Consider the following 19138-nt stretch of genomic DNA (forward strand, 5'->3'; position numbering starts at 1 on the left):
AAAACTTAGCAGCTTAAACTGTCACTAAGTTATTTGGTGAAATGGTTACCTTTTCCCCATTAACTATTATTTGTAAATCTTTGTCACCATCAACTTCAAAGTGTGTTTTACCTTGATTAACGATAACTTTTAAAATTTGATGTCTAAAATTCACTTTGAATGAATAGCCTTCCCATTGCTCAGGAATGCGAGGTTCAAAAGTTAGCATATTGTCCTTAACTCGCATACCACCAAAACCTTCTACAATACTCATCCAGGTACCAGCCATTGATGTGATGTGAAGTCCTTCGTGTACTTCGTGGTTATAGTCATCTAAGTCTAAACGCGATGTTCTTAAGTAGAACGTGTAAGCTTGTTCCATTCGGTCTAACTTAGCTGCCTGAATACTGTGTACACAAGGCGACAATGAACTTTCGTGAACCGTAAATGGTTCATAAAAATCGAAATGACGTTCTAACTCTTCAGTGGTAAAATGGTCTTCAAAGAAATAAAACCCTTGTAAAGTATCTGCTTGCTTAATGTATGGCGAACGTAAAATTCTATCCCAAGACCACTTTTGGTTAATTGGACGTTGTGACTTGTCTAAATCTGCCACAGTGATTAATTCCTTATCTAAGAAACCGTCTTGTTGCAAGAATACATTGTGTTCTTCAGAATGTGGGAAGTACATATTATTTGCTACTTCTAACCACTCCGAAACCTCAGCTTTAGATAATTTAGCCTTATTCATAATACGTGTGTAATCTGTATTATAATCAGCTTCAACCTTGTCTATGCATTCTGCAGCATATTTAATACACCACTGTGCAATGTAGTTCGTGTACCAGTTATTATTAATATTGTTTTCGTACTCATTTGGACCAGTTACACCAAGAATGACATACTTGTTTCTGTATGTTGAAAAGGTTGCACGTTGGTGCCAGAATCTTGCGATACCAATCAATACTTCAAGTCCCATTTCTGGCACATAACTGAAGTCTCCTGTGTAACGGAAATAGTTGTAAATAGCGAATGCTATAGCTCCATTCCTGTGGATTTCTTCAAAAGTGATTTCCCACTCGTTGTGACATTCTTCACCATTCATTGTTACCATTGGATATAAAGCTGCACCATTTTTAAAGCCTAATTTTTCAGCATTTTCAATGGCTTTTTCCAAATGCTTATATCTGTAGGTTAACAACATTCTGGCAACGCTTTGGTCTTTGGTCGCCATATAAAATGGAATACAATACGCTTCGGTATCCCAATACGTACTCCCACCATATTTTTCGCCTGTAAATCCTTTTGGACCAATGTTTAATTGTGGGTCTGTTCCTAAATAGGTCTGATTTAAATGAAAGATATTGAATCGAATACCTTGTTGCGCTTTTAAGTCTCCATCAATGGTAATATCTGCCATATCCCAAATCTTAGCCCAAGCTTCTTTTTGAGATTCTAACAAGTTTGAAAATCCAGCTTTTACAGCTGTGTCTAAAACTGAACTTGCTGCATTGATTAATTGGTCTTTATCGTGATTTCTATCAACCGTGTAACCACCAAATTTATGGATAGCAACGGTCTCGCCTTGCTTTGCATTTTGCGTATATGTAAATGCTATTTTGTTTGAAGATTTATCAACTGTTGCGTTAGCTTCAACTTCATTTCCATTATGGAAAATACGAGATTCCATAAATGTACAGGTATGGAACTCTGTTTTCATTGTTTTGGCTTTGATGAATGCTTTTTCACCATCTTGAACTACATCTTGCGTATCCCAAAACTGGTCGTCCCAGTTGGTATCTTCATTTGTAATTCCACTATCTAAATATGGCTGAAAGGTTACTTTAGTGTCAGCATTTAGTGGTTTTACTTCATAATTTATAGCACCAACTTCATCTTCTGTAAGACTTAGAAAACGTTTCACATTAACTTCAACTTCTATATCATTTTGAAGTGTTGCTGTAAAACTTCTAGACAGCCAACCTTCTTTCATACTAAGTTCACGTCTGAAGTTTTCAACCTTTTTACACGTATGCAGATCTAAAGTTTCATCATTAATCATAACGTTGATACCAATCCAGTTTGGTGCATTTAACACCTTAGCAAAATACTCTGGATAACCATTTTTCCACCAACCTACTCTAGTTTTATCTGGATAGTAAACACCTGCGATGTAACTCCCTTGAAACGTAGGTCCGGAATACCTCTCTTCAAAATTGGCACGTTGTCCCATTGCACCATTTCCTAAGCTAAAGATACTTTCTGAAGCTTTAACTTTGTTTGGGTCGAATCCTTCTTCGATGATTGACCAAGCGTTAGGTATGATATAATCTAAGTTCATTTATTTCTTATTTTGAGCCAAGAACAAAGGCTTATTTTTATTCGTTTATCAATTTTTCTATGAATTCTTCTGAGATCTCAGTAAAATCCTTGAATACATAATCGGCATGTCCCAATACATCTTCACTTCCGATACCAATAGAAATCATATTGGCAACATTAGCCGCTTCTACACCAGCCACTGAATCTTCAAAAACGATGCAGTTTTCTGGCGCTACATTTAATAGTTTTGCAGCTATCAAAAACACTTCTGGGTCTGGCTTTGCTTTGGTAACATCGTTTCCATCTACAATAGCATTGAATTGTTCTTTTAAATTAACACGCTCTAAAATGGTTCTGGCATTTTTACTTGCCGAACCAAGCGATATAGGTTGATTATTTTTACTTAAGAAGTTAAGTACTTTTGGTACATCTGGAAGAATTTCGGATTCATCCATTTTAGCAATATGGCTTAAGTAATCTTCATTTTTCTTAGCCATTTGCTGATTAAAATCTTTTTCTGAAAGGGTTTTATTTCCCCAAGCTAAAATCTTTTCGAGTGATTTTACTCGGCTTACACCTTTTAGTTGTTCGTTTTCTTCTTCGGTAAAGTCTATACCTAAGTCGTTGGCTAGTTTTTTCCACGCCAAGAAGTGGTATTTTGCGGTATCTACAATGACACCATCTAAATCGAATATGAATCCTTTTTTATTCATTTAATTATTTTCTATTACTTCATCTACATCATGAACTCTGGACACTAATAAAGCAGCTATAATAAAGGACACACCACTTAAAACAAGTGCAAAAATTGGTTTGTCATTATATAAGTACTTCACCATTGGACCACCTATTAGTGCATTTAAAATTTGAGGTATAACTATAAAAAAGTTAAAAATACCCATATAGACACCCATCTTTCTTGCAGGAATAGAACCTGCTAAAATAGCATAAGGCATAGCTAGAATACTTGCCCAAGCAATTCCAACACCAACCATAGACAGAATCAACCAATTCTTATCAGGAAGAACATAAAGAGACAATAGTCCCAGAGCACCTATTATTAATGAATATGAGTGGGTCTTTTTACGACCAACTTTTTTTGCTATTGCTGGTAAGAAAAATGCATATACAGCAGAAACTAAATTGTAAACACCAAAAAGAATTCCAACCCAATCTCCCGCATCCTGAAAACCTTTACTATGCGTGTCTGATATATCTAAACCATAGATATGAGATGCTATTGCAGGTGTTGCAAACACCCACATACCAAAAAGACCAAACCAAGAAAAGAATTGAACCCAAGCCAACTGCCTCATGGTATCTGGCATTTTAGCAAAGTCCGAAAAGATATTTAGTAAACTTGAAGACTCTTCCTCCAAAATTTCACCTTCAGCTTCATGGATAAGCTCCATTTCTTCTGGTGTGTATTCTTTTGTAGTTATTACAGTAATTAAAATACTTCCTATTAAAACTGCTGCTCCAATAAAAAATGACAAGAGTAAATTTAAAGGCACCTCGCCAACAGAAGCTTCATTAGTTACCCCAAACCAATTAGCTAATACGTATGGTAACCAAGACCCAATAACCGCACCAATACCTATCAATACAGTTTGAACACTAAAACCTAATGTTCGTTGATCTGAAGGCAGTACATCTGCAACCAGTGCTCTAAATGGTTCCATTGCCACATTGAATGAAGCATCCATTATCATTAACATACCTGCTCCAACCCACAATGCTGGCATGTATGCCGTAAACATATCAGAATTAGGCATTAAAATCAAACCAAGAGATGCCAATATAGCACCTACCAAAAAATAAGGTCTTCTTCGACCTAGCTTTGTCCAAGTTTTATCACTGTAATGACCAATAATAGGTTGGACAATTAATCCTGTTAATGGAGCAACAATCCAAAACCATGATAATTCATGTACGTCTGCACCAAAAATTTGAAGTATTCTACTCGCATTAGCGTTTTGCAAAGCAAAACCCATTTGGACTCCTAAAAACCCGAAACTTAAATTCCAGATTTCCATGAAGCTTAACCTGCGCTTTTTCATAATAGTATGTTATTGATTTATACTATTCTGACAAGCTATGCTTATCAAAACTTATTTGTGAAGTGAAAATATAAGTCTTGATTTAAGCTGTAAAGATATAAAAGATTTTAGAAAGCCAATGTTAAATTTCTATTTGGTAGACTCTCTCTCAATCAATTCGGTTTCAATAACAATGGTTTGAAACTCTTCTTCTTCAGATTCTATTTTGTTTTCTAATTTGTTTATCAATAAGTCTGCCGCACGCTCTCCCATCTGTTGCGCATGCTGACTTACAGTAGTTAAACTCGGTGTAGAATGCTTAGATAACACACCATCTGTAAACCCTATAACCTGAATATCATTTGGAATATCTAATCCTAATTTTCTAGCCACTTTCATTGCCGATAAGGCATAAAGCTCATTAACAGCAAATATGCCATCAATATCTTTATTAGACTTAAAAAGCTGCTCTATCTCTTTTTCTAAAGCTTCTAAATGCGATTCATAATCGAGCGTGTCATCGATTTTTAAAATAAGTTCAGCTTTAGGTTGTATTTTATGATTCTCCAAAGCCTCAAGATAGCCTTGTGTTCTAAGTTTACCTACGCTAACATAGTCTTTAGTAGTGATTAGCGCAATGGACTTACAATCATTCTTTATTAATTTCTCAACAGCATTTTTCGCCCCATTTAAGTCATCTACAATAACTTTATCACAGTTAATATCTGAAACTACTCGATCAAACATAACGATGGGCATTCCTTGACTCATCGTTTCTTCAAAATGATGATAATCTTGCAACTGCTGTGTTTCTTTTGATATTGAAAGAATAAAACCATCAATACTACCATTAGCAAGCATTTCCATATTAATTACCTCTTTGGAAAACGACTCGTTTGAAAGCCCTACTATAACATTATAACCTCTTTTATTGGCCACCAACTCAACTCCTCGGATCACCTTAGAAAAGAAGTGATGTACAATTTCAGGAATGATGATGCCTATGGTGTTTGTTTTACGGTTTTTTAAACTTAAAGCAATATTGTTAGGTCTATAGTTATACAACTTTGCAAACGCTTGTACTTTCTGCTTCGTATCCTCACTTATTTCAGCACTGTTTCTCAATGCTTTAGACACCGTAGAAATGGATACTTCTAACTCTCTAGCAATTTGCTTTAATGTAATTTTTCGTTTCATATTTTTAGCCATAAATCAATGAACGAAGATAACCTTATTTTAACAAATCGAATTCCAAACTCCTTAATTTTAACTAGATCTAATTGCGAATTCCTCATTTTTTCGCTATTTTACTAAAAATGTTAATGATTGTTAAAAAGTTTTTAACACGAAAACGTTTTCGTGACTTATGTCATGTTTTTTAACACACGAATCACACTAAATTTACATAGATTTAACCCAAGAAGTGAAAATATAAATCAATAAACTAAGCAATTAACTTAAAAACATTGTATGAAAACATTCTTAAATGCTTTACTGTTCTGTTTGATAATGGTGCCTACAACTTTATTGGCTCAAACAACCGTTTCAGGTACAGTAACAGATAAAGCAAACGCTATGCCTTTACCAGGCGTAAATGTACTGGTAAAAGGGACTTCTAGAGGCGCTTCTACCGATTTTGACGGTAAGTTTACCTTAGAAGTCAACCAAGGAGAAACTATAATCGTTTCATATGTTGGTTACAAAACTCAAGAATTAATATTTGACGGTCAATCTAGTCTTGATATTGCACTCGAAGAGGATGCAGCACAATTAGACGAAGTCGTACTTATTGGTTATGGTTCTACTACTAAGAAAGATGCCACAGGATCTGTTGATGTTGTATCATCAAAAGATTTTAATCAAGGAGCAATTGTTTCTACAGATCAACTTTTAAACGGTAAGGCTGCAGGTGTTAGAATTACTAACAATGGAGGTTCACCAGATGCTGCACCTAACATTAGAATTCGTGGAGGATCTTCGTTAAATGCGCAAAACAATCCATTAATTGTAATTGATGGTGTACCTATTGGTAACGATAATCCTGCTGGTGTATCTAATCCATTAACTTTAGTAAACCCTAACGATATTGAAAGTTTCTCAATATTAAAGGATGCCTCTGCCACTGCAATTTACGGTTCTAGAGCATCTAATGGTGTTATTATCATTACAACAAAAAAAGGGACATCTAGTGGAGCAAAATATAATTTCACTACCGACTATTCTGTATCTTCTTTAGGAGATGGATTGGATATGATGGACGGGAATGAATTTACAAGATTTATCCAAGAATATCATCCAACTAGAGTTGGAGATGCAACAACTATTGGTGGCTTAGGAGTTCCTGTTGGAAGTGTTAACACTCACGAAAATGTAGCACAAATAATAAACGGAAGAGCCATTTACAACACCAACTGGAGAGATGCTATTACAAGAACCGCAACGACATCTAATACTAATTTTAGTGCGAGAGCAAATCTTTGGGATGCTATTCCTTTTAGAGGTTCTGTAGGTTATACCTACGCTGAAGGTGTTGTAAAAAATGATGACTACGAAAGATTAACGATGTCTGTAAAGTTAACACCTCGTTTATTAAATGATAATCTTAAGTTAGACATTAACGCTAAGAGTATTTTCGCTTTTAAAAATGCTGTTGATGCTGGTGGTGCAATAGGTGAAGCTCTTAATTCTGACCCTACTAAACCAATCTTTAATAGAGCTCCAAACAACAGATTTCAAAATTACTATTTAACACTCAATGGAGGTGGTAACTTTGGTATATTTCAAGCTAACCCACTTGCAAGATTAGAACAAAGAGAGCGTCCTGAAAATGTTTATCGTTTTGTTGGTAATGCAGAATTTGACTACACAATGCCATTTTTACCAGAACTGAGAGCAGTTGTAAATCTTGGTTTAGATGCATCTGGTTCTAAAATAGAAGAACGTTTTACTAATGGTGCATTTGAAACTTTTAGATTAGACAATACTACAGGTTTTGGTGTATTTAATCCTGGTGTTAATTATAAAGAGCAACAACATATTACAAATACTACTTTTGATGCCTTCTTACAATACAAAAAGGAGTTAACTGATAAATTCATAGACAGCTACGATGTACAGGTAGGTCATTCTTATCAAAACTTTAAAAATGACGGTAATCAAGTTCGCTATCAATACAACACAGATACTGGTAGAAGAGAATTAGTTTATAACGAGGCTAATCCTAATTTTAGATATTATAACGTTCTAAATTTACAATCATATTTTGCAAGAGCAAACGTAAGTGTACTTGAGCGCTTCTTATTAACAGCTTCTATTAGAGCTGATGGATCTTCATTGTTTACCAAAGAAAATCGTTGGGGTTATTTCCCTGCAGCTGCTTTAGCATGGCAAATAGACGAAGAAGCATTTTTAAGAGATTCTAAAGTTTTTAACTCCTTAAAATTAAGATTAAGTTGGGGTGAAACTGGGCAACAGGATATTACAGGCGTAGTAGGCTTTTATCCTTCAATTCCACTATTCTTAGCGGGTGATGCTAATAGTCAGTATTTCCCTAATTCATCTTTATATTCGGCACAACCTTTCAATCCTAACTTAACATGGGAAAAAACTACAACCTATAACTTAGGTTTAGACTTCTCATTGTTCAATAGCGGATTGCTATCAGGTTCTTTCGATATATATAAGCGTAAAACTAGAGATCTATTGGCTCAAGCACCTGTACCACCAGGACAAGCTTTAACCAATGCTTTTATCGACAATATTGGAGAAACAGAAAGTGAAGGTTTTGAACTTAATCTTAACTTAGTTCCAGTAAGCACAGAAGATCTAACCATCAATATTGGTGGGAATTTATCCTACAACAACACAGAAGTTACCGACTTAAATGGTCTTGATAATATAAATGCAGGTGGTACACTTAGAGGTACAGGTGCAGACTTATTAAGACATGCTGTTGGTCAACAAGCAGGAAGTGCTTATGTATTTAAACAAGTATACGATGCCAATGGAGATCCTATTCCAAATGCATTTGTTGATTTAAATGGAGATAATCAAATTACTGATGCAGACCGTTACTACAAACAAATTGCACCAAACTGGACTTATGGTTTTAACCTTAATGTAAACTATAAAAACTGGGATTTAAGCTCAAGCTTTAGAGGTCAGATTGGCGGTAACGTGTATAACTTTGCACAACTTAATTATGGTTGGACCGACAGTGCTGTCTTTAGCAGTCAAAATAACTTAACCAATGTATTAAATTTCTATGATGGTTCTGCTAATGATGTCATCCAAAATGTAAATGGTAACATCCAGTTCTCAGATTACTACCTAGAAGATGCTACATTCTTAAGATGTGACAACATCGCTTTAGGGTATCGCTTCAGTGACTTGATTAAGGATGGTTCTATGCGTTTATATGCTGCCGTAACTAATCCTTTCTTAATAACTGATTACTCTGGTGAAGACCCAGAAAACTTTGGAGGTATTGATAGAAACTTTTATCCTCGACCTACTGTTTATACATTGGGTGTTAATATAGATTTTTAAAAAAAGAATTATGAAAAAACGAATTTTAATTTTATTCAGTTTAACAATTATAGGCTTCTATATGTCTTGTACAGACGACCTAGATACAAAGCCTATAACTGAATTAACACTTGAAGAATTATTAGCTTCCGATCCTAATGCAGTAGAAGGACTGGTTTCTAGATTATATGCATCATACGCTTTAACAGGACCAAGTGGCCCTGGTAGTTCAGATATTGAAAGTCCAGATGCAGGTGAAGGAGCTTTTTTGAGAGCAATTATTAATTTGCAAGATTTTACAGCAGATGCTATGAAAAATCGTTGGGGAGATGATGGTTTAGATCAGCTTACCACAACATCTGCTTGGGACAGAAATAATAAGTTTTTTAGATTATTCTATGATAGAGCTTATTATACTATACCACAATGTAATAACTTCTTACAAGCATTAGAAATCGCAGATTTCCCTAATGAAGAAAACATTGTGGCAGAAACAAGATTCTTAAGAGCGCTTGCTTACTACAACATTATTGATGTGTTTGGCAAAGGTGTTTTAGCAACAGATGAAAACTTTGGTCAGTCAGAACCTTTACCTGAAGCTTCAAGACAAGTCTTATTTAACTATGTAGAAACTGAGTTATTAGCAATAGAACCTGTTATTAGTGAAACTTCTAATTATGGTAGAGCTAATAAGTATGTGGTAGATATGCTTTTAGCAAAATTATACATCAACGCTGAAGTATACACAGGTACAGAAAGATGGGATGATGCAGCAATTTACATTAACAAAGTAATTAATGAAGGTGGTTATAGTTTAGATACTAATTTTATTAGAATGTTCTCTTCTGATAATAATATGTCACCAGAAATTATCTTTCCTCTTATAGCAGAATCTGTAACTAGTCAAAGTTATGGTAATACTACGTACATTGTTAACGGTAGCTTAAGTGCAGACACTATGCCTTTAGCTCAATTTGGTGCTACTCAAGGTTGGACAGGCCATAGATCTTCAAAAGGATGGTACGGATTATTTGGAAATAGTGTTGCAGAATTACAAGCTTCTAATGATGTAAGAGCAAGTTTATTTTGGACAGATGGACATAACTACGAAATGAATGATTACAGAGAGTGGACAGACGGATTCCCTGTAACTAAATTTAGAAATACAGCCTCAGACGGATCAGGTGGTGCGGTTGATTTTTCTGCTACAGATTTCCCTTTCTATCGTCTAGCTGACGCATATTTAATGTATGCTGAGTTAGCCCTAAGAGGTGCTGCTAACACATCTATGGGAGATGCCTTGGGTTATGTTAATGCTGTTAGATCTAGATCTGGAGCTAGTACAATTACAAGTGGAGACTTAACATTAGATTTTATTATAGACGAACGTGGTAGAGAACTTAATTTAGAAGGTCATCGTCGTTCAGATTTAATACGTTTTGGTATGTTTACAGGAGGTAGCTACATATGGCCTTGGAAAGGCGGATCAGCTTCAGGATCATCTATACCAGACAGTTATAGATTATTCCCAATTCCAGCAACTGCCTTACAAGCAAATCCTAACTTAACACAAAATCCAAATTACTAATAAACAAAAAACAAAGAATGATGAAAAAAATAAAATTAATTTTATTGCTATTTGTCACTGTGGCTAGCTTTACTGCTTGCCAGCAAGATGACGATTTAGAGTTTGTGGCAAATGAAGCAGAAGGACTGATGTTTAATACTTCATTTTTAGATAACTATGTATTAAACTCATCTGTTTCGGGGAATCTAGCTGAGCGTTTCACATGGGGAAGTGCCGATTTTGGGGTACCAACTAATATCACATACTATTTACAAGGCGCTACAATGTCTGATTTTTCAGATTACGTAGCAGGAGAAAGTCTTTATGATTTAGGAAGCAATACTGCAAATCCTGAAGCTAATGAAATACCTGTAACAGTTGGACAAATGATTGCATTAGCCAACGCTGCAGGATTAGACAATAATGAAGGTACAAATACAGGTACACTTTATTTCAGATTAATGGCGGTTATTGGTGATGACGGTTTACCATCTTATTCCGCTATTCAAGGACTTAATGTAGAATTACAACAAGAAACTTCAGGTGGAGGATCAGGAATTGAGCCTTCTATGTGGGGAATTGTTGGTTCTGGTTATAATGATTGGGGCAGTGCTGGTTTGGATGGTGTTTTTTACACTACTTCTGAAGACAATGTTTTTGTGGCTTATGCTAATTTAATTGACGGTGAAATCAAATTTAGAGCAAATAATGATTGGGGAACCAATTACGGAGACACAGGTGCTGACGGAACTTTAGATGATGGTGGTGACAACATCGCTGTTACTGCTGGTTCTTACAAAATAACTATGAATCTTAATGACAACACCTATACAATGGAACCTTTCACATGGGGAGTTGTAGGTTCTGGTTATAATGATTGGGGAGCTACTCCAGATGCTAAGTTCTATTACGATTATACAACAGACACTTTTAAAGTTGGTGTAAAATTAATTGATGGTGAAATTAAATTCCGTTTAAATAATGACTGGGGAACAAACTTTGGTGATACTGGTGCTGATGGCACTTTAGAAGATGGTGGTGATAATATTGTAGTTACTGCTGGATTCTATAATATTACTTTAGATTTCAACAATAATGCTTACACAATGGAAACTGGAAATGTTTTTGGTATTGTAGGTTCTGGTTATAACGACTGGGGAGCTACTGCTGATTATAGTTTCACACAAGTACAACCAGATGTATATGAAGCAGAAATTGTAGAACTGTTAGATGGTGAAATTAAATTTAGAGTTAATGAAGATTGGGGAACTAACTACGGTGACACTGGTGCTGATGGTACTTTAGACGATGGCGGAGATAATATTGTTGTTACAGCTGGCTTATACCGTGTAAAAATGGATGTTGCTAATGGCACCTATGAACTGAATAAAATTCAATAATAAAATATCTTATTATTAACCCAAAAGGGCTGATTAATGTCAGCCCTTTTTTTAAATAATGCCTTATGAAAAAGATTTACATATTTACATTACTTGCTATATTTTCCTTAGTAGGCTATAGTCAAGTTACAATAACACCAAATCCGTTTGAGGTTGACGAGTCTATCACTATTACACTAAATGTAAACAGTACAGCTACTGATTGTAATGGGCTTAGTAACCCTTCAAAAGTATATTTACACTCTGGTGTAGGTGATACCACAGACCCTTGGACTCATGTAGTGGGTAATTGGGGAATGGATGATGGAATTGGAGAAATGACAAACCAAGGAGGTGGTATTTGGACCATTAGCTTTGTACCTGAAACTTATTATGGTCTCAGTGCATCAGAAGCTGCAAATGTGGTTAGAATGGGTATGGTTTTTAGAAGTGCTGATGGCTCTCAAGAACTTAAAGCCAATGGCTGCCAAGATTTCTTTTTTGATGTTGGTACCTTCCAGATGAGTCTATCTTCACCAAGTTCTGAAACAACAATACTAAATTCTGGAGAAAGCCTAAGCATATCTGCCTCTAATATTGGTGGACCTGCCACCTATACATTATCTGCAAATGGTTCTGTTATTGATACTGCTAATTTTATTTCGAGTTATTCATATACAGATATGAATATTACCGAAAACAAAAACTACGAATTAACAGCAACCTTAAATGGTACAACAATTACAAGAACTTTTAGCGTATTGGTAGATCCTGGTTCTAATTTTGGTATAATGACCACTGACTATGAAGATGGCATCAATTATATTGATGACAATACTGCTTTATTGGTATTATATGCCACAGGTAAAGATTTTGTGTATTTAGCTGGTAGTTTTAACAACTATCAACCTGATGCATCTTATGCAATGAAAAAAGACCCAACAAGAAACAACAAGTTTTGGATTGAGTTAACAGGACTAACGCCTGGCCAGATCGAAACCTATCAATATTGGGTAGTGGATAAAACTCCTGTAGCAAACTCACCTACTTTGGTTAAAACTGCTGACCCATACTCTACATTAGTCCTTTCTCCTTTTGATGATCCTTATATTTCTACAGCTTCTTATCCAAACATGCCTACATATCCTGCAGGTCAAGAAAGAGAAGTAACCGTTTTACAAACCGGACAAACACCATACAACTGGCAGGTAACTGATTTCGAAAAACCAAAAAAAGAAGACTTAATTGTTTACGAACTCTTGGTTAGAGATTTTGATGCCGACAGAAACTATCAAGATATCATTGATAGAATAGATTACTTCAAAAACTTAAACATCAATGCCATAGAATTAATGCCTGTTATGGAGTACGAAGGCAACGAAAGTTGGGGCTATAACACCTCTTTTCACATGGCTTTAGATAAATTCTACGGAACAGAAGAAAAATTCAAAGAACTTATCGATGTTTGCCACCAAAATGGCATTGCCGTAATATTGGATTTAGCTTTTAATCACGCTTTTGGAAGAAACCCAATGGTGCGCATGTGGATGGACGATCCTGATGGAGATGGTTGGGGTGGACCAAGTTCAGACAACCCATATTTCAACCAAGTAGCAACGCATACTTATAGTGTTGGTAATGATTTTGACCATTCTAATCCACGCACTAAAGACTTCGTAAAAAGCACATTAAAACATTGGATTCAAGAGTTTAAAATAGATGGGATACGCTGGGATCTTACCAAAGGATTTACTCAAAATTGCTCTGCTAGTAACGAAGGCTGTACAAATAGCTACCAACAAGATAGAGTTGATGTACTAAAAGAATATGCTGATTACTCTTGGTCTTTAGACCCAGATCATTATGTGATTTTTGAGCATTTAGGCACTGACAATGAAGAAAAAGAATGGGCAAATTACCGCCTTGATGAAGGTAAAGGCGTTATGATGTGGGGAATTATGACTCATCAGTACAATGAATTAACCATGGGACAGAATGGAGATAGAAATATAGATAGAATTGGTCATAATGCTCGTACAGGATACAATGGACCAAGAGTGATGGGTTATCCTGAAAGTCACGATGAAGAACGTTTAATGTATAAGAATCTTCAATATGGAAACACAAGTAATAGCAGCCATAACGTTCAAGATTTAAATACAGCACTATCACGCATGTCGGCTTTAGCTGCTGTATCGGTTATGGTTCCTGGACCAAAAATGATTTGGCATTTTGGAGAATTAGGAATGAACAATTCCATATTCACATGTAATAATGGTACAGTAAACACCTCTGATGATGCCACACCTGGCGATTGTAAGTTAGACACTAAACCACAACCGCAATGGGCTAATAACTGGTTAACAGATGCTGTAAGAGCGCAGATTTACGAAGATTGGTCTAAATTACATAAGCTTAAAATTGAAGAACCTGTTTTTGAAGGCAGCTACACTATGTCTTCAGGTGATTTTACACCTAGAATAGATGTTTTTGACACCTCTATTCCTACAACTGAACTTCGAAATGTTATAATTTTAGCAAACTTTGATGTTAATACGCAAACCGTTAACACTAATTTCCCTACTGGCGTAACAGCTACATGGTATGATTTAATGGATGCAACTGGTAATACTACGGTTTCAAATTCAACAACAACTATATCAATACCTGCTGGTCAGTTTAGAATCCTTGGAAATAGACCATCGAGTGTTCTAAGTATAGACAACGAAGTACTATCAGTATTTACAATATACCCTAACCCAACTCAATCGTCATTCAATATAAACTCTAATGTTTCTAATATTGAAATTTATGATTTAACCGGAAAAATGGTGAAATCTTTTAAAGGTGATTTTACTAAAAATGACACCTTTGATATTTCTAGTTTAAACACAGGAATGTACATTATAAAAGTTGAGGATAGTAATAAAACTAAGACAACTAAGTTAGTCAAGCTCTAATTATTAAGTGTTTATTTGAGCAAAAAGGCTTCTCTAAGAGAAGCCTTTTTTAATATTATAAATCCTTGTTTTTATGTAAAAATGGAATAAATATGAGGGGTTATCTAAAATAATTCCGAATAATTTTTCATTAGACAAAATTAATTTACTTTTAACTTACGTTAAAAACCCTAACCTCAATTTATCATGATGTACAAACACCTTCTATTTGTATTGCTTTCTATTTCAATTATTTCATCATCATTTGCTCAACTAAAACAACATAAGACCTATTACGATAACGGTAAGGTTGAGGAAGAAGGCCAATATAAAAACGACAAAACACATGGCACCTGGAAGTATTATTACGATGACGGTCAACTATATGCTATTGAGAATTATGATGAGGGTGTAAAGGTTGGTGAATGGGTTTCATACTACGAAAATGGTCAGTTGGAAACCAAAGCAAACTACGTAAATGGTGTACCAAATGGATTAGCACTAGCCTATTTTGAAGATGGTAGCCTACAAGGAAGAGCAACTATTATCAATGGTGTTTTAGAAGGTGACTATATTGCATATGAAGACGTTGACAAAATAAGGGAAAAAGGCACTTATAAAAATGGCGAAAAGGTAGGCTTATGGATTGAAAACAAGTACTATTCTAATGGAAATTTTAAAGAAGAAGCACAATATTTAGACGGAAAAAAGCATGGATCTCATAAAAAGTATTATGAAAACGGACAAATTGCGTTAATAGCCAATTACAAAAATGATATTGCTGATGGTCCTTACAAAGAATACAATAAAGATGGTACTTTATCAGAGACTGGAGAAGCTCTCAACGGTGAGCGCCATGGTGTAAGAAAAGAATACAGATACGGAGAACTTAGCGAACTTACCACCTACAACAACGGCCAAAAAGAAGGAAGATACGAAGATTGGAACATTGACAAAAAACAACTAAAAGAAGAAGGCTTTTACAAAAACGACGAAAAGTCTGGCTATTGGAAATTATATGATTCTTATGGCAATATTGAAGAAGAAGGTCCTTATAAAAAAGATGAAAAAAATGGGTATTGGAAAATTTACTTAACCAACCACCACTCCAAAAAATATAGAATATACAGTGAAGGCAACTACGTTAATGGCGAACGAGATGGCAAATGGATTTTTTACAATAGAAACGAAGAGCAAGAATACTACACAATATACAAAAACGGTGATGAAGTTGAAAAAGTAAAAGACGGTATTGAATATATCTCTAAATACGACGAAACTGATAATAGTTACTACACCGAAGGTGAAAAACATTACAAAAACAACAAACTTATTAAAACCATTAAATATATTATAAAAGGCAATACTATAGTAGATAAAGAAGTTTGGGTAAATGGCAAGTTAGAATCTAAAGCAAGTGAAGGCTATGAAAAGCGTATAGATTATTACAAAATCTACTTTAAAAATAAATGCAGTAAAAAAGCACAAGTAGCACTGCGTATTTTAGATATGAAAACAGATAACTGGACTACCAAAGCATGGTTTAATCTACAAACAAACGAAGAAGGTTACCTTGCCGATACTAAAAATGCCATTTTCTATTACTATGCTGAAGACAGTACAGGTAGTTATTGGGGCGGAGAACATCGTAAAAATGTTGATGGTCGCCAGTTTGGATTTAAAAAAATTGACATGTCTTCTAATGGAAAAGGTAAATATTTTATCACGCTTACCTGTGACTAAAGTAAACAAACTCCAAAACATAATCTATTCTGTATTTTGAATCTTTATTTCTTCTATAGTAAATAGATATTTTTTATAAACAGAACACGTTTAAAAACAAAAAAGCCGAAACTTTCGTTTCGGCTTTTCTTTTGTACTGAAGGCGGGACTTGAAACCATAAAATATCATCAACAACTTTAAATCAATAAAAAAGCACATTTACCGATAAATACGATATTTTACGGCGCTTTACAAACTGCATCTGAAATCTAAAATAATTTAATGAGTCCTAAATAGAATTAATTTTTGTTGACTAATCGTTGACTAAATATAAAATTTGAACTATTTTTATTGAAGGAATTAAGGATGTGAATTATGGCAACAATAAACTATTTACTACAAAGCACAAGCAACAACGCACCGATTTATTTAAGATTATCGCTAAAGAGAAATGCTGTTTACAAACGCAAAACAGGCTTATCAATCAATCCTAAAGAATGGAACAAAGACAAAAAGCAACCCAAACAAACGACTGCACAAAACAAAAATCTTACTTTCGATTTAAGAAAACTAAAAGACAAAATCTTTGACAAGGTAAATGAAGCACAAACAAAAGGCGAGATTATTAATGGAACATGGCTACAATATCAAATCGACTTGCACTTTGAAAGGATAGCAGAAAACAAAAAAAGCGAATATGTTATCGACATAATTCAAAGCCTAATCGATAACGCTGATTTACGCAAGAACTCTAAAGGCGGTATTGGTTTATCTAAAAGCAGAAAAGACTCTTACAAGTCATTAAAAAGGATATTTACATCATTTCAGAAAAACAAATCCTATAAAGTAAAAGAGGTAAACAAAAAACTTGCTGATGATTTTCTCAGATTTATGCTCACTGAGTGTAATTATTCAAAATCCTATGCTACAAAAAAAATAGCTGATTTAAAGACCGTTTGCTTTGAGGCTGAGTCAGAAGGAATAAAAGTAAACTCACAATTAAGAAAAATAAAAAGTCTTAAGGTAAAGAACGATTTTGTAATCTATTTAAGCGAGTTAGAATTGATTAATATAAAAGACTTAGAGTTATCATCAGAAGCACTTCAAAACGCACGTAAATGGCTTTTATTAGGCTGTAATATAGGTCAAAGAGGTGGTGATTTACTTAATCTTACCGAAAATAATTTCATTACTAGAAATGGATATGACGTTATTGAACTGAAACAACAAAAGACAGGCAAAAACATAACAATTCCAGTATTACCAACAACAAAAGAAATTATTGAAACTGGATTACCTTACAAGATATCAATTCAGAAGTTCAACAAATACATAAAAGATATTTGCAAACTCGCTGAAATCAATGCTGAGGTCGAAGGAAAACTACTAGACAAAGAAAGCAAAAGAAAAAAGCAAGGCTTTTATCCTAAACATAAGTTAATTACCAGCCATATTTGTAGACGCTCATTTGCTACAAACAACTATGGAAAATTACCGACTGCATTAATAATGCAAATTACTGGACACAGTACAGAAAAAATGTTCCTTAATTACATAGGGAAAGACTCTTTAGACTTTGCTCAACAAATTGCAGATTATTATGCTTTACAGTCCATAAAAGATAAAAAAGAACCTCAACTAAAGATTGTAAAAAATCTTTAACACATAAGAATTAAATGCCTAATAAGCTATTATTGTTAAATATTTGTTCAAAACTATTTAACCAAAAAAAACAATGAGAATAACTCATTGAAATTTGCATTTTTTTAAAATAAATTCAGAATTACCATCCAACACACCTAATTCATTGATAATTATTTAACGTTATCTCTATGTTAATAATAGTGTTAAAAAAAAGGGGAATTTTAAAAGTTTAAACCTTAAACGATTTTATACCTTTGATAAACAGATAAGGGCACTATAAAAGCACCCTTAAATATCTTTAAAGACTTTTAACTTGGAGGTTTAAGTCTTAACTAAAACAAAATTACATTTTTTTTATTAAAAATAATTATTGTTGCTTCTAAATATATCAACACTTTCTTGTTGATATTTAATAAAGATATTTACTAGTTGCTTTTATAAGTACCCAATTTATTAACCTAATGATTTAATAAAATGAGTACAAAAAGTATTCAGTTTGTTCAGGTAACACCAGAACAACTACAAGAAGCCATAATTGATGGTGTGAAAATTCAATTAAACGACCTTAAGCAACATTTTAAACCAAAAGAGCCTACTGAGTATCTTACAAGAGCTGAAGTCTCAGAAATGCTTAAAATTGATGTTAGTTCTGTTTACAATTGGACTAAACGAGGCATTCTAATACCTTACCAAATATCAGGTCGCATTTATTTCAAACGTGCTGATATTGAAAACGCAATCGTTAAACTTAAAAATTAAAAGATATGAAGACTCAATACAAGAAGGTGTTCATCTCTTTTTTTGAAGCACCTAAATCAAGATTAATGGCTTCTTTCGGCACAGAAGTTATGATACAAAATGTTTGTAGGTATGTTGATATGATGAGAGACAATAATCAAATAGTAGTTGTAAAACTAGACTATTGCGCAATCACAAATCAACTCGTTGAATACCTAACAACAAATCCCAAATTTTTTCCACCTAAAAGCCAATTAGATTTATTTGAATAGCCTTTTGAG

At 34.3% G+C, this 19138-nt stretch carries 12 protein-coding genes; 8 read left to right on the forward strand and 4 right to left on the reverse strand.

Annotated elements, in window-relative coordinates; translation table 11 throughout:
* Positions 1 to 13 precede the first annotated feature (13 nt).
* The 4 genes from MST30_RS03630 to MST30_RS03645 all read right to left on the reverse strand — a co-directional run bounded on the left by MST30_RS03630 (position 14) and on the right by MST30_RS03645 (position 5537).
* Positions 14 to 2320 carry a maltose phosphorylase MdxK gene (locus MST30_RS03630; RefSeq protein WP_243473049.1) on the reverse strand — a complete coding sequence of 769 codons (2307 nt, stop codon included), beginning with the start codon at positions 2318 to 2320 and terminating at the stop codon, positions 14 to 16.
* A 37-nt stretch (positions 2321 to 2357) separates the two neighbouring features.
* On the reverse strand, positions 2358 to 3014 hold the full coding sequence (gene pgmB, locus MST30_RS03635) for a beta-phosphoglucomutase (protein ID WP_243473050.1): 657 nt from the start codon (positions 3012 to 3014) through the stop codon (positions 2358 to 2360).
* Positions 3015 to 4361 (reverse strand): MFS transporter, encoded by a 1347-nt coding sequence (locus MST30_RS03640; RefSeq protein WP_243473051.1) that lies wholly within the window; start codon positions 4359 to 4361, stop codon positions 3015 to 3017.
* 129 nt (positions 4362 to 4490) lie between these two features.
* Entirely contained in the window at positions 4491 to 5537 is a 1047-nt protein-coding gene (locus MST30_RS03645) for a LacI family DNA-binding transcriptional regulator (protein ID WP_243473052.1), read from the reverse strand.
* A gap of 273 nt (positions 5538 to 5810) precedes the next feature.
* On the opposite strand from MST30_RS03645, the gene MST30_RS03650 reads away from it, so the two are divergent.
* The 8 genes from MST30_RS03650 to MST30_RS03685 all read left to right on the forward strand — a co-directional run bounded on the left by MST30_RS03650 (position 5811) and on the right by MST30_RS03685 (position 19129).
* Positions 5811 to 8888, forward strand: coding sequence for a SusC/RagA family TonB-linked outer membrane protein (locus MST30_RS03650; protein WP_243473053.1), 3078 nt, complete (start codon positions 5811 to 5813; stop codon positions 8886 to 8888).
* A 10-nt stretch (positions 8889 to 8898) separates the two neighbouring features.
* Positions 8899 to 10455, forward strand: a complete 1557-nt coding sequence (locus MST30_RS03655; protein ID WP_243473054.1) for a RagB/SusD family nutrient uptake outer membrane protein — start codon at positions 8899 to 8901, stop codon at positions 10453 to 10455.
* A gap of 17 nt (positions 10456 to 10472) precedes the next feature.
* Positions 10473 to 11834: a SusF/SusE family carbohydrate-binding protein gene (locus tag MST30_RS03660; RefSeq protein ID WP_243473055.1), complete on the forward strand. Its 1362-nt coding sequence runs from the start codon at positions 10473 to 10475 to the stop codon at positions 11832 to 11834.
* Positions 11835 to 11899: 65 nt separating this feature from the next.
* Complete coding sequence (locus MST30_RS03665) at positions 11900 to 14773, forward strand: alpha-amylase family glycosyl hydrolase (protein WP_243473056.1); 2874 nt, start codon at positions 11900 to 11902, stop codon at positions 14771 to 14773.
* A 186-nt stretch (positions 14774 to 14959) separates the two neighbouring features.
* Complete coding sequence (locus tag MST30_RS03670) at positions 14960 to 16495, forward strand: toxin-antitoxin system YwqK family antitoxin (protein ID WP_243473057.1); 1536 nt, start codon at positions 14960 to 14962, stop codon at positions 16493 to 16495.
* A gap of 355 nt (positions 16496 to 16850) precedes the next feature.
* A complete protein-coding gene (locus MST30_RS03675) occupies positions 16851 to 18137 on the forward strand; it encodes a phage integrase SAM-like domain-containing protein (protein ID WP_243473058.1) in 1287 nt (428 codons plus the stop codon).
* A 456-nt stretch (positions 18138 to 18593) separates the two neighbouring features.
* Positions 18594 to 18878 carry a helix-turn-helix domain-containing protein gene (locus MST30_RS03680; protein ID WP_243473059.1) on the forward strand — a complete coding sequence of 95 codons (285 nt, stop codon included), beginning with the start codon at positions 18594 to 18596 and terminating at the stop codon, positions 18876 to 18878.
* 5 nt (positions 18879 to 18883) lie between these two features.
* Complete coding sequence (locus tag MST30_RS03685) at positions 18884 to 19129, forward strand: hypothetical protein (protein ID WP_243473060.1); 246 nt, start codon at positions 18884 to 18886, stop codon at positions 19127 to 19129.
* Positions 19130 to 19138 lie beyond the last annotated feature (9 nt).

The organism is Winogradskyella sp. MH6, from assembly GCF_022810765.1.
Lineage (GTDB): Bacteria > Bacteroidota > Bacteroidia > Flavobacteriales > Flavobacteriaceae > Winogradskyella.